The following is a 13,131-nucleotide window of genomic DNA, read 5'->3' on the forward strand; positions in this document are numbered from 1 at the left end:
CATTCCCAGGCTGCGGCCGGATGCGCCCTCCCGCGCATCCGGCCTGCTACGGCATTACTTGGCTTCAACGAAGATGTATTCCGCGCCCTTGGGCTGGACGATGGTCTGCACGCGCGCGTTGTCGGCAGCATTGCCGATGAACAGCACGCGCACACCCTTCATCGAGTCCGGTGCCACGTCCTTGAACGCCGCATCGATCAGGTCGGCCATCTTGCTGGACGCCGACGAACCGAAGGCCAGCATGTTGCCCGGCTGCACGCCACGCGCGAGCGCGGTCTTGACGCTTTCCAGCTGACGCTCGTAGCTGCCGGCAAATTCGGCGTCCGACTCTGGCGGCAAGTAGTACAGGAACGGGCTGTTGGTGGTGGTGCCCAGGTTCTGGCCGACCACTTCCTGCAGGTACTTCTTCCAGCCGGCGTTGTCGTCCTTGGCCGGTGCGGTCAACGGGGCCGGTGCGGCGGCAGCGGTCGGTGCCGGCTCTTCTTTCTTGCAGGCGGTGACCGCCAGAGCGGCGATCGAAGCGAGCGCCAGAGCGCGCATGGTGTGTTTCATGAAACTCCTCCCTTTGAAATGCATGTGGTGATGTAACTGCAGATGATCAGGCCTGCGCGCGGGACTGGCGCACCTGCCGCAAGGCCTCGACAACCGATGCCGGCACGAAGCCGGACACATCCCCGCCCAGCCGCGCGATTTCGCGCACCAGCGAGGACGAGATGAAGCTGTATTGCTCGGCCGGGGTAAGAAACAGCGTTTCCACCTCCGGGATCAGATGGCGGTTCATGCTGGCCATCTGGAATTCGTATTCGAAGTCGGACACTGCCCGCAGGCCGCGCAGCAGCACGCCGGCACCCATCTCGCGCACGAAATGCGCCAGCAGGGTATCGAAGCCGCGCACTTCCACATTGGTATGCGCCGCCAGCGCTTCCTGGGCCAGCGCCACGCGGCGCTCCAGCGACAATGCCGGGCCCTTGGAGGGGCTATACGCCACACCCACCACCACGCGCTCGAACAACGGCGCGGCGCGATTCACCAGGTCGATATGCCCGTTGGTGATCGGGTCGAAGGTACCGGGATAGACGGCGGTGCGGCTGTTGGCAACGCTCATACGGAGACTACCGGGGTCGGATCGCTCTTCAGTGTAGCAGCGGCCCGGCGGTACAGCGCATAGCGCACCTCACGGGTGGCGCCCTCGCGGTGCAGATGCCAGCCGGCCGGCAGCAGCGGCGGCGCATCGGCGGGCGCTTCAAGGTACAGCCAGGCGTCGGCCGCCACATGCGCCGGCAGGTGCTCCAGCACTGCCGGCCACAGCCCGGCCGCGAACGGCGGGTCGACGAAGACGATATCAGCCAGCGCTGCGGGCGCACGCTCCAGCCAGCGCACCGCATCTTCCTGCAGCACCTGCACCTGCGTGGCGGCATCCAGCCGGGTCACGTGCTCGCGCAGCCGCTGCACCAGGCCGGGGTCGCGTTCGATCAGGGTGGCATGCGCAGCGCCGCGCGACACCGCCTCCAGGCCCAGCGCGCCGGAGCCGGCGAACAGATCCAGCACGCGCGCGCCGGGCAGGCGCGGCATCAGCCAGTTGAACAGCGTTTCGCGCACGCGGTCGCTGCTGGGGCGCAGGCCGGGCAAGCTGGGCACCGCCAGCCGCGTATTGCGCCAGCGCCCGCCAACAATACGCACCTGGCCTTCCGCGCCACGCGAGGCCGGGCGCTGCAGGCGGCTCATCGCCCCGCACCTGGCGAGGGCGGGCGGGTGCAGCGCGGCAGCAGTGCAGTTGGCGACATGGCTCAAGGCAGGACGAATGGCCGGCCATGATACCGCCGCCATCGCCGCAGCCGCCCTGCCCCGCACCAGCCGCCGCGCGCGGCACATTCGCGCAGGCCCGCCTTGAAAAATCGGCAGACGGCCGCATCCCCCAGGCCATCGGCCGCGTTGCGGCCTGGACCACCACGGAGCACGACCCCAATGACCGTTGAAACCGACAAGCAGACGCTCGGCTTCCAGACCGAGGTCAAGCAGCTGCTGCAGCTGATGATCCATTCGTTGTACTCGAACAAGGAAATCTTCCTGCGCGAGCTGGTCTCCAATGCCGCCGATGCCGCCGACAAGCTGCGCTTCGAAGCCTTGGTCAAGCCCGAGCTGCTGGAAGGCAGCGGCGAGCTGCGCATCCGCGTCGATTACGACAAGGACGCGCGCACTGTGACCATCGACGACAACGGCATCGGCATGAGCCGCGAGGAGGCGGTCTCGCACTTGGGCACGATCGCCAAGTCCGGCACTGCCGATTTCCTCAAGCACCTCAGCGGCGACCAGAAGAAGGATGCCAACCTGATCGGCCAGTTCGGCGTGGGCTTCTATAGCGCCTTCATCGTCGCCGACCAGGTGGACGTGTATTCGCGCCGCGCCGGCCTGCCGGCCAGCGAAGGCGTGCACTGGTCCTCGCGTGGCGAAGGCGAATTCGAGATCGCCAGCGTCGACAAGCCCGAGCGCGGCACCCGCATCGTGCTGCACCTGAAGGAAGGCGAAGAATCGTTCGCCGATGGCTGGACGCTGCGCGGCATCCTCAAGAAATACTCCGACCACATCGGCCTGCCGATCGAGATGCGCAAGGAGCATTACGGCGAAGCCGCCGACAAGCCGGCAGAGCCCGAATGGGAAGCGGTCAACCGCGCCAGCGCGCTGTGGAGGCGCCCCAAGTCCGAGATCAAGGACGAGGAGTATCAGGAGTTCTACAAGCACATCGCCCACGACGCGGGCAACCCGCTGGCCTGGAGCCATAACAAGGTCGAAGGCAAGCTGGAATACACCTCGCTGCTGTTCGTGCCCGGCCGTGCCCCGTTCGACCTGTACCACCGCGACTCGGCCAAGGGCCTGAAGCTGTATGTGCAGCGCGTTTTCATCATGGACCAGGCCGAGCAGTTCCTGCCGCTGTACCTGCGTTTCATCAAGGGCGTGGTGGATTCGTCGGACCTCTCGCTCAATGTCTCGCGCGAAATCCTGCAATCCGGCCCGGTGGTCGATTCGATGAAGTCGGCGCTGACCAAGCGCTCGCTGGACATGCTGGAAAAGCTGGCCAAGGACAAGCCGGACGACTACGCCACGTTCTGGCGCAACTTCGGCCAGGCACTGAAGGAAGGCCCGGCCGAGGATTACGCAAACCGCGAAAAGATCGCCGGCCTGCTGCGCTTCTCCTCCACGCACGACACCACCGGCGCACAAAGCGTGGGCCTGGCCGATTACGTGAGCCGTTTGGCAGACGGCCAGGACAAGCTGTACTACCTCACCGGCGAAAGCTACGCGCAGATCAAGGACAGCCCGCATTTGGAGGTGTTCCGCAAGAAGGGCATCGAAGTGCTGCTGCTCACCGACCGCATCGACGAATGGCTGATGAGCTATCTCACCGAATTCGACGGCAAGTCGTTCGTGGACGTGGCGCGCGGCGACCTGGACCTGGGCAAGCTGGATTCGGAAGAAGACAAGAAGGCGCAGGAAGACCTCGCAAAATCCAAGGAAGGCCTGGCCTCGCGCATCAAGGCAGCGCTGGGCGACGACGTGGCTGAAGTACGCGTCTCGCATCGCCTGACCGATTCCCCGGCGATCTTGGCCATCGGCCAGGGCGACCTGGGCCTGCAGATGCGTCAGCTGCTAGAAGCCAGCGGCCAGGCGGTGCCGGAAAGCAAGCCGGTGTTCGAGTTCAATCCGACCCACCCGCTGATCGAGAAACTCGACGCGGAACAGGATATGGATCGCTTCGGCGACCTGAGTCGTGTGTTGTTCGACCAGGCTGCGTTGGCTGCGGGCGATAGTTTGAAGGATCCGGCCGCGTATGTGCGGCGGTTGAATAAGTTGTTGTTGGAGTTGTCGGCGTAAGCCGCACTACTTCTGCGCAACGCAAAGACCGGCCTAATCGCCGGTCTTTGCGTTTAAATGTTGGCATCCACATCCAGCAACTCAAGTTCTCGTTGATCTCTTGGTCGTCTCTCGCCATATTTCCCTGGATAACGGCATGACCATCAATTATTCCCGGCAAGGCAAACCGACAGACAATCACTTCATCGAGTCATTCATGACAGCCAGTATGCGTGTCTCAACACACATTGGCTCCAGCCACTAGACAGCGCACATCAGAAGTTCAAAGACTAGAGGGTCAGTGATACTCATTTCCCACCACCCCTTCGATCAGCAATATCCTATCGACTGAGTTCGCCACCTAGTTTGCTCTCCGAACAAAGCCGAGTTTCCCAGGCGTGTGAGCATCTAACGCAGGGGGGCGGTGAGAAAATAGCAGGATTTCGGAATTTCTCAGCAATGCTTTAGGATGGCAACCATGAAATTTATATCACTGTTGCTATTTCTATCTTTCACAGGCGCTTCTGCCGCGGAACCCGATAACGCAGAAACCTTCAAAGCAATTGAGGCGGCAAGCAAAGATTTTAAGAATCGAATTGTCGCAATGTATCCAGCCAGCGGCGAATACTCGGCTCTGCGAGACCTCGAGTCCTATTCCATGGGGATTGCCCGAACACCTTCAAAAATAGTCATCGTCTTTTTAGTGGATAGGCGCTTAGGAATCATAGGCGGCGGCGGAGAATACACGCTGAGCAAAAAGGACGCGAAAGTTATAAGCTTTCAGGGGTACGAATAAATTCGTACAGCCTTCCTGCTTTCCGACGCCTCGTAGAAGCTCGTCATACGAATAACACGCGCTAGCTACAGCGCTCACGCCGACTCCAGCACCCAACACCCAAATGCAGGCCCCGCCGAATAACCGGTCTCCGGTTCGATGCGAATCTGCAGGGTGTCGCGACCGGCGATCGTTGCTGGCAATGCGTAGTCCACATCGACGAACTCCAGGCCGCGGTTGCCGTCAAGGCGTTCGTTGGCGATGAGTTCGTCGTCGGCGAGGAGGCGGAAGCGGCGGCGGGTTTCGTCGCCCCAGTAGCGCAGGCGCAGGATGCGGGCCTGGGCGGTATTGCGCAGGGTGAAGGCCATGAAGCCGCCAGTACGCACGTCGCGGCCGGGCCGGCGGCGGTAGCTGAGCGGGTTGGAATTTTCCCCCTGCAGTGCATGCGCCTTTTCCGAGGCATCGTCGCCTAGCACGATGCGATCGAGCGCGCGGGTGTCGAGTGCGTGTTGCGCCGCCGCTTCTGCCGCCAGTTCGGTCTGGCGTTGCTGCCATGCGGCGGCGTCGCGGTGTTCCAGGTAGACCGCGCTGCGGCGGTCGAACTGGGCGTAGAACGGGGACAACTGCCACTGCTGCACGCCATCGTTGTAGACGAAGGCTGTCTTGCCCGGCACCGGCTGCAGGCGTTGCAGGATGTCCTGCCCCCCGATCAATGCCGGGGTCTTGCCCGACCAGGGCTTGGCGGCATCGCCCAGATCCACGGCAAGCACCAGCGGCCCGCGCAGCACCGAGACCCAGGCGGGATCGTCCGGGGTCGCTTCCAGGCGCAGCGGCATGTCGAACGCCAGGCTCAGGGTGTCGCCGCGCTGCCAGACGCGCGTGATGCGCAGATAGCCATCGCTGGCGGCGGTATCGACAGGCTGACCATTGAGTTGCAGGCGCGGCTGTTGCGCCCAACCTGGCACGCGCAGTGCGAGCGTGCGTTGCTCGGCCGGCGCAGCATCGATGCGCAGCGAGGCGCTGCCCTGCTCCGGCAAGGCGCTGTGCAAGGTCATGTCCAGGCCGGCGGCATCGCGCACCGTGGAGGGCACATATAAATTGACGAAGACGCCCTGCCCGTCCTGCCAGTAGATGGAATCGCCAAATTGCGCGTGCGCTTCCATGCCGCTACCAACGCAGCACCAGAAATCGTCGAACGGCGACGACCAGCCGCGCGCTTCGCCGGCCAGCAATGGCGTCATATACGTGAACATGCCGCTGCGTGGGTGCTGCTGCGCCATCACGTGGTTGAGCAAGGTGCGCTCGTAGTAGTCGAACAACTCCGCTTGCGGGCCCCATTGATACAGGTGGCGGGTGAGCTTGAGCATGTTGTAGCTGGCGCAATGCTCGCAGGTCTGCTCGGTGAGGAACTTTGAAATGCTGTCCGGCTGCTGGAAATATTCGCGATCGCCATTGCCGCCGATCACATAGGTGTGGTGGTCGGTGACGGTGTGCCAGAAGAAGCGCGCTGCGGCACCGGATGCGGCATCGCCGGTGACTTCGTACTCGCGCGCCAGGCCGATCAGTTTGGGGATATTGGTATTGGAATGCTGGTGGGCCAGCTCGTCGCGCTGGGCGACCAACGGGTCGAGCACGGCGTGGTGATGCAGGCGCTGCGCCAGCGCCAACCATTGCGCATCATTGGTTCGCACATGCAGTTCGACGAACGATTCGTTGAGGCCGCCGAATTCGCACGACAGCACTTTTTGCAATTGCGCCTCGTCTAGCGCGGAGAAGATGCCTTGCAGGTATCCAGCCAAGCTCACCGCCACCTGCAGCGCTTGCGCGTTATCGCAATGCGCATGCACGTCGAGCAGGCCGGCGAACAATTTGTGCCACGTGTACAGCGGTGCCCAGCTGCCGTTGAGATAGAACGGCGCCGGGTCGATCTTGCCGCGTTTGAGCTCGTCGAAGACCGCGCGCCCGCTTTCGATCTGCCCGGCTGCGTTCTTGCGCGTGAAGCCGGCCACGTAGCCATCGCCGGCATGCGCCTGGCAGCGCGCCAGTTCGCCGACCAGATACCCGGCGCGTGTGCGGCACTGCGCATCGCCGGTTTGCGCGTGCATGAGCGCCAGCGCACTGAGGTAGTGGCCGAGCGTATGCCCGGCGATGGTGTCCGCTTCCCAACCGCCATAGGCTGGCGCCTTCGGGTCGAGGCCGGCATACAGCACGAAGTTGTGCAGCAAGCGGTCCGGCTGCAGCCGCATCAGATAGCGCCGGTTGGTGTGCAGCGCATCCAGGAACAGCGATGGCGTGAGCCTGACCTGGGCAAGCGGCACCGCGCGCACGCTGCCCGGTTGTGCAGCGCTGGCCTGGGCCGGGAACCTCAGGAAGCCGGCAGCTACCGCCAGGCTGCTCCAGGCCAGAAAGCGCCGCCGCGACAACGACGGCGTGTGGTTGCAGGTCGATTCGCCTAGGTGTGCTTCCGTCATGGGATCAGCTTAGCTCCTGAGAGCGCGCATGCTCGCGCGCGTGGTCGCAACAATGCGATCGCAACTGCCCTGGCAACGCTTGCGGTGACGTGGCATTTGCACAACCGATCGCACCCGGCCACGCAGCGCAGCGAGACAACCGCGCACTCAGAACTTCACCGTCGCGCGTGCCCAATAAAAGCGGCCGAGCAGATCGTAGGTGGCCACATCGGTGTTCGCATTGCCCACATTGTTGGCGTAGTACAGCGGCGGCTGCTTGTTGGCGATGTTGTCCACGCCGACCTCAAAGCGCGTATGCCACGGCTCAACGTTATAGCCAAGCTGCAGGTTGTTGTAGACGTAGGCACCGATATTGCGCACCACGGTCGGTTCGCTGGAATCGGCCGACAGGCTCTGGTCCGGATCCGAGTTGCCGATGGCGGTATGCCCCACATAACGGATGCGCCAGGTGGCGCTCCAGTCATCCAATGCCCAGCTGACCGTGCCCAGTGCGCGCCAGCGTGGGAAGTTGCCGTAGGCCTGGGTGTAGCGGCCCACGTTGTGGATGGTGACCGAGCTGGGGTCGGTGGTGTCGGGCAACACGTCGTAACGGGTGAGATAGGTGCCGTTGAGGCCGGCGGTGACATTGCCCCATGCCATGGCAGGCAAGCGGTAGGTCAGGTTGAAGTCCATGCCCTTGGCCCACAGTTTGCCCAGATTGACGGTGGGCTCGGCGATGTAATTGATGGTGCCGTTGCCGTTGCGATGGATCAACGCGCAGAACGCGCTGGCCGAGTTGGCGAAGCATTGATTCAGCACCGTCTGCGCCGACACCGTGGTGATGGTGTCTTCCAGATCGATGCGCCACCAGTCCGCACTCAACGACAGGCCGTCGATCCACTGCGGGTCGTACACAAATCCGACGTCGTAGGACTTACCGGTTTCCGGCTTGAGCTGGTAGCCGGCGACTGCCGCGCCGGAGACCTTGCCCGAAACCTGCCCGTCCGACTGCTGGTAGCTGCCATCGGTGGGCACATTGGCGCAGGCCACCGTGTTGCCGCCGGTGTAGCCGTTGCACGGGTCGTTGACGGTGGCCGCGTCGCCGGCCACGCCGGCATACAGCTCGTTGATGTTGGGTGCGCGAAACACTTGCGAGACGGTGCCGCGCAACAACAGGTTTTCGACGGGGCGGTATTCCAGCGACAGCTTGCTATTGGTCTTGCTGCCCACCGAGCTGTAGTCGGAAAAGCGCGTGCCCACGGTGATGTTCAATGCATTGATGCCGGGCAGATCCTTGAGCAGCGGGAACAGCGCTTCGGCATAGGCCTCCTTGACATCGAAACTGCCGCTCAAGCTGGACGAACAGAATTCGATCACGCCGCACAGGCCATTTTCATCGCCGGTCCATAGCGGGTCCGAGGCGGTGGTGGAGCGTTCCTTGCGGTACGAAATGCCAGCCGCCAGACTGGCCTCGCCCGCCGGCAACTCGAACAATGTGCCGTTGGCATTGGCTTCGAATTGCTTGACCGTGTACACGCTGGTGACAATGGGGTTGACCACCATGCCCTGCAACGTGGCCAGGTTGGCGCTGTCGTTGAGGTTGAAGAAATTCAACGGCGTACAGCCGGCAATCGCTGCACCCGCGCTGCCGCACTTGACCACGCCATCGCTATCCAGGAACGAGGGACCGATGGCCTGATTGAACGCGGCATAGTCGAGAAAGCCGTTGTTGATCGACTTCTGCTTGACCTTGCCGTAATTGAAGGTGGCATCCCATTGCCAGGAGCTGTCGCCGAAACGGCCGCGCAGACCCGGGCTGATCTGAAAGTTGTAGGTGTTGTATTGGTAGCGGCGGTTGCCCAACACGGTGGCGCGCGTATTGAGGTCGTTGTAGGAGGTGCCGGTGGTGCGATCGGTGCCGAAATTGACGCCGAACGGGTTGTAGTAACTCTGCGCCGAGACCAGGATGTTGTCGCCGTTGGAAAAGATCGGAATCGGCGCAATGATCGAGGCCGATTCGGTTTTACTGAACCAGGTATTGACGTAGCCCTCGACGCTGTCGCTGAAGCGATACGTGCCCAGCAGGAAGGCATTGGTGCGTTTTTGCGGGGTCTGCAACAGGTTGAACGGCTGGTAGTTGTAGGAATCTGCAGCAGCGTCATAACAGTGGAAATCGCCAGGACTCGCCCGCCCGCTGACGCCGCTGTTGAGGGTGACGCGCCCGCAACCATTGGATTGTGCGAGCAGCTGCGATTGGTCCGACCCATCATTGAAGTTGAGCGTGCCGGTGGGCGTGGCGGAGGAGCCCTGCTTCACCGGTTGGCCATTGGTCAGCGCGAGCGCGTCCTTGGAGTAATCGCGCGCCCCTGCCGAGACGGCATCGATGTTGTGATACGACAGGCCGCCGATCAGGCTGCCGCGCTCCCAGGTCTTGCCGGCGGTCAAGGTGAAGTTGCGGCGGTTGCCGTCGCCCTCGCTGCTGGTGCCGAAGTCGCTGCTGAACTGCACGCCATCGAAGCGCGAACGCAGGATGAAGTTGACCACACCGCCAATCGCATCGGAGCCGTACACCGCAGAGGCGCCATCGCTGAGCACCTCGATGCGTTCGATCATGCTGGAAGGAATGGCGTTGACGTCGTTGTAAGCCAGGCGGATGCCATTGACCAGCACCAGCGTGCGCTTGTCGCCCAAGCCGCGCAGCGAGATCGCCGAGGCGCCGGTGCCGCCGCCGTTGTTGGTATACGGGTTGGTCGCATTGCCGGCGATGGACGGCAGTTCCTGCAACAGATCGCCCACGGTCGCCTTGCCAGTGGCAGCGATCTGCTCCTGGCTGACGGTAACCACAGGATTGGCGGTCTCGGTATCCACCCGGCGCAAACGCGAGCCGGTGACCACCACGCTGTCCAGCGTCTGCGTCGCATCGCCACCGGCAGCTTGCTGCGCAGCCACCGGCGCAACCGCACCTGCCGACAGCACCAGCAGCAGCCCGGTGGTGAGCATGCTCGGCAACGGCCGCGTGGTGGCGCTGGTCGTGCGAGTCAGAGGCAACGGCAACATCGGCATGCAAGGCTCCTGAGTGTGACGAAAGACAAACCGTGGGCAATACCTGCCCGTGCCGGCGTACAGCGGCGCAGAGCGACGTAGATGGCAGACGCACGCTGCAACAAACCGCTGGCACGGTCGTGTTGCAGAGGCGCAGACAACGTGCGACGCAGGCGACCGAACAGTCGCGCAGCAACGCGTGTTACCGGAAAGGTGGTGCATTCCTCACTGGATGCGCTTATGCGCTCCAGTTTTCATCAGCTGGTCACAATGTGCCTGTGCGCAGACGCCACGTCTTGTCGCATTTGGCGAACGCGCATGCGGAAAACAGCATGGTTCGCAACTGAACGATCACGTGTGGCGGCATGAGCGCGCTCGAGCCCGCACGCATTGGCACCGCTTGCGGCGATGGGAGTGCAGATGAAGCTGACAACGATCGATGCGCGGACGGGGGCATTGGGCCCGATGTGCCGCGCACGTCAACTCGCTGCACGCGACCGGCAGCGCGCGCATCACCGCACCGATGCGGCTGGCGCTGCGACGTTGCGATTCCACTCCGGCGTTGGTGCCTGCTGCATCCAGCGCAGGAAGAAATCCAGCAGGCGGCGCCTGCCGTAGTCGCCACCGGCACCGTGATCGCCGCCCGGCACGACCAGCAGATCGAAATCCTTGCCGGCCTTGATCAGGCGGTCGGCCACCTGGAAGGTACTGGCCGGGTCGACATTCATGTCCATGTCGCCGGTGACCAGCAACAGATGCCCCTGCAGGCGCGCGGCGTTCTCCACATTCGACGATGCGGCGTACCACGGGCCGACCTGCCAGCCCATCCACTGTTCGTTCCACCAGATCTTGTCCATGCGGTTGTCATGGCAGCCGGAATTGGCCACACCCGCCACATAGAACTCCGGATGAAACAGCAGCGCCCCCAACGCGTTCTGCCCGCCTGCCGAGGTGCCGTACACACCGACACCGCCGCCGATGTCGTACCACGGGTAGTGCGCCGCGGCTGCCTTGTGCCAGGCGATACGATCCGGCAACCCGGCGTCCTTGAGGTTGCGCCAGGCCAGATCGTGGAAGGCGCGCGAGCGGTTGTTGGTGCCCATGCCATCGATGGACGCCACCGCAAACCCCATCCCGGTGAGCGATGGTGTGGCGGTGCTAAAGCTCTTGGGAACGAACGAGCCCTGCGGTCCGGCATAGATGTCTTCGACGACCCGGTAGCGCTGCTGCGGATCGAGCTGCTGCGGGCGATGGATGACGCCCCAGATCTCGGTCCTGCCGTCGCGCCCGGTGGTGTGAAACGGCAGTGGCGCCTGCCACCCTGCCGCCAGCAGGCGGGTCAGGTCGGTGCGCTCCACCGTGCGTGCCAGGCTGCCATCTGCGCTGCGCCGCAACTCCAGCACCGGGCCCAGATCCACGCGCGAGTAAAGATCCAGTAGCCAGGTTCCATCCGGCGAATAGCGCACCTCATGATCGGCAGCCAGCGGCGTCAATGCGGTAAGTCCGCGGCCATCCAGCCCGATGCGATAGGCATGGCGATAGTACGGGTCCTCGCCAGGCTGCATACCCGAGGCGGTGAAATACACCTGCCCTGCTGCTTGGTCGATGCGATCGAGCTTGCGCACCACCCAGTCGCCACGGGTGACCTGGCGAATCACCTCGCCGTTGTGGCCGTCGTACAGATACAGATACAGATGCTCCCAGCCATCGCGCTCGGATGCCCACACGATCTGCGCGCCATCTTCCAGATCCTGGCGTGCGTGCTTGCCGCCGTTCTCATGCTCGCCACTGAGCTCGGAGTATTCGATGAAGGTGGGCGATGTCTCTTCGATCAGCGTGCGCGCGGCGGCTGTGCGTGCATCCACCTCGATCACCCGGTACAGCTGGTGACCGCGTGCGTTGTATTCGAAGGTGAAGCCGCGGCTGTCCTTCCACCAGACCATTTCGCTCAAGGTGAAGGCATTGGGCAGCAAGGTCATCGCCACCGGATGCGCTGCGTGCGTGGCGAGATCGAACAAGACCGGCTGCATCACCGGCAACGCATCGCCCGGCTTGGGGTAGACCTGCTGATGCAACTTCGGCTGCACCTGATAGGCGGGCGCCGACTCGATGTAATAAACCATGCGCGGCGGCGGTGCCTTGACCCGATACGCCGCCAGATGCTGCGAATCCGGCGACCACACCACGCTGTCGAGTGCGTAGTAGTCATCCGTGCTGCCGTCGTGGCTGAGCACGCTGCGCTCGTGACTGCCAACCGGCGCAATGACCAGATTGCCCTGCTCCACCCAGGCACGCCAGCGGCCATCCGGCGATGTCCTGGCCTGGCGTTCGCCCTGCTTGAGCGGCAGGCGCATGTCCATCGATTCGGCCGGCAGGTCGCGTTCGGGCAGGTGCGCGCAGCGATAGCGCAGCAAATCGCATTGCCAGCCCAGTTTCGCCAACTGGAAACTCAGGCGCTGCCGTTCCAGGGTGGGCTCGTCAAGCTGCAGTCGCGCTGCGTCGACCGCCTTGGCACCGGCCTGCGTCAATGCTGCGGCCAACCGCGCGTGATCGAAGGCCAGTGTGTTGCGGCCACTGGCCGCCTCCACCAGGCGGTATTCGATCGCCGGCAGCTGCTCGCTGCGCGCCACTCCACGCCGATAGAGAAAATGCCCGGCATCCACCCACACCGGCGCCGTAGGCTGCCGGTCCACCAGCGAGGCGTAGTGATCGGACAAGCCCATTGCCTGCGTGTACTGCGCCGGCGTGGGAGCGGAGAGTGGCGCCGCGGTCACCGGCACGATGTGCGCCAGTGCGAGAGACACGCACCAGATTGCGATGGTGCGTAAGCGCATGGAAGGAATGTGTGGCACCTGTGACCTCACCGAAGGTTCGAGAAGACAGCGTGGCGTTGATGGACGATGGCTGGGCCGCTGACTGCAATCGCTGCGCAGACACACACCAGGGACGGTGCGGCAGGCCGTCGGGTAGAGCAGACGCGACGGCTGCACACGTGCGCCACATCTCCTGGCCATG

The 13,131-nt window shown here is 63.6% G+C and carries 8 protein-coding genes; 2 read left to right on the top strand and 6 right to left on the bottom strand.

Features of this window, described 5'->3' with window-relative positions:
- Nucleotides 1-54: 54 nt before the first annotated feature.
- The 3 genes from J7396_RS18280 to rsmD are packed head-to-tail and all read right to left on the bottom strand — an operon-like array spanning nt 55 to nt 1,791.
- Nucleotides 55-552 carry a hypothetical protein gene (locus J7396_RS18280; protein WP_005931897.1) on the bottom strand — a complete coding sequence of 166 codons (498 nt, stop codon included), beginning with the start codon at nt 550-552 and terminating at the stop codon, nt 55-57.
- Nucleotides 553-598: 46 nt separating this feature from the next.
- Complete coding sequence (coaD, locus tag J7396_RS18285) at nt 599-1,105, bottom strand: pantetheine-phosphate adenylyltransferase (protein ID WP_008574388.1); 507 nt, start codon at nt 1,103-1,105, stop codon at nt 599-601.
- Complete coding sequence (gene rsmD, locus J7396_RS18290) at nt 1,102-1,791, bottom strand: 16S rRNA (guanine(966)-N(2))-methyltransferase RsmD (RefSeq protein ID WP_209261859.1); 690 nt, start codon at nt 1,789-1,791, stop codon at nt 1,102-1,104. The genes coaD and rsmD overlap by 4 nt, the downstream gene beginning before the upstream one ends.
- Before the next feature lie 174 nt (nt 1,792-1,965).
- Between rsmD and htpG the strand changes: the two genes are divergently transcribed.
- Both htpG and J7396_RS18300 read left to right on the top strand, forming a co-directional pair.
- Nucleotides 1,966-3,870, top strand: a complete 1,905-nt coding sequence (gene htpG, locus J7396_RS18295; RefSeq protein WP_209261860.1) for a molecular chaperone HtpG — start codon at nt 1,966-1,968, stop codon at nt 3,868-3,870.
- 457 nt (nt 3,871-4,327) lie between these two features.
- A complete protein-coding gene (locus J7396_RS18300; protein ID WP_083347918.1) occupies nt 4,328-4,645 on the top strand; it encodes a hypothetical protein in 318 nt (105 codons plus the stop codon).
- Nucleotides 4,646-4,719: 74 nt separating this feature from the next.
- On the opposite strand, the gene J7396_RS18305 is transcribed toward J7396_RS18300, so the two are convergent.
- The 3 genes from J7396_RS18305 to J7396_RS18315 all read right to left on the bottom strand — a co-directional run bounded on the left by J7396_RS18305 (nt 4,720) and on the right by J7396_RS18315 (nt 12,950).
- The gene (locus J7396_RS18305) at nt 4,720-7,095 is read right to left on the bottom strand and encodes a glycoside hydrolase family 127 protein (RefSeq protein WP_209261861.1); all 2,376 of its coding nucleotides are present in this window, start codon (nt 7,093-7,095) and stop codon (nt 4,720-4,722) included.
- A 147-nt stretch (nt 7,096-7,242) separates the two neighbouring features.
- Nucleotides 7,243-10,137, bottom strand: a complete 2,895-nt coding sequence (locus J7396_RS18310) for a TonB-dependent receptor (protein ID WP_209261862.1) — start codon at nt 10,135-10,137, stop codon at nt 7,243-7,245.
- A 491-nt stretch (nt 10,138-10,628) separates the two neighbouring features.
- Complete coding sequence (locus tag J7396_RS18315) at nt 10,629-12,950, bottom strand: S9 family peptidase (RefSeq protein WP_209261863.1); 2,322 nt, start codon at nt 12,948-12,950, stop codon at nt 10,629-10,631.
- Nucleotides 12,951-13,131 lie beyond the last annotated feature (181 nt).

The organism is Xanthomonas sp. A1809, from assembly GCF_017746015.1.
Lineage (GTDB): Bacteria > Pseudomonadota > Gammaproteobacteria > Xanthomonadales > Xanthomonadaceae > Xanthomonas > Xanthomonas euvesicatoria.

Bases quoted from the DNA above. Each gene is read 5' to 3' on its own strand.
- J7396_RS18280 (WP_005931897.1), bottom strand. From the start codon at position 552: ATGAAACACACCATGCGCGCTCTGGCGCTCGCTTCGATCGCCGCTCTG.
- J7396_RS18310 (WP_209261862.1), bottom strand. From the start codon at position 10,137: ATGCCGATGTTGCCGTTGCCTCTGACTCGCACGACCAGCGCCACCACG.
- J7396_RS18315 (WP_209261863.1), bottom strand. From the start codon at position 12,950: ATGCGCTTACGCACCATCGCAATCTGGTGCGTGTCTCTCGCACTGGCG.
- J7396_RS18305 (WP_209261861.1), bottom strand. From the start codon at position 7,095: ATGACGGAAGCACACCTAGGCGAATCGACCTGCAACCACACGCCGTCG.
- coaD (WP_008574388.1), bottom strand. From the start codon at position 1,105: ATGAGCGTTGCCAACAGCCGCACCGCCGTCTATCCCGGTACCTTCGAC.
- htpG (WP_209261860.1), top strand. From the start codon at position 1,966: ATGACCGTTGAAACCGACAAGCAGACGCTCGGCTTCCAGACCGAGGTC.
- J7396_RS18300 (WP_083347918.1), top strand. From the start codon at position 4,328: ATGAAATTTATATCACTGTTGCTATTTCTATCTTTCACAGGCGCTTCT.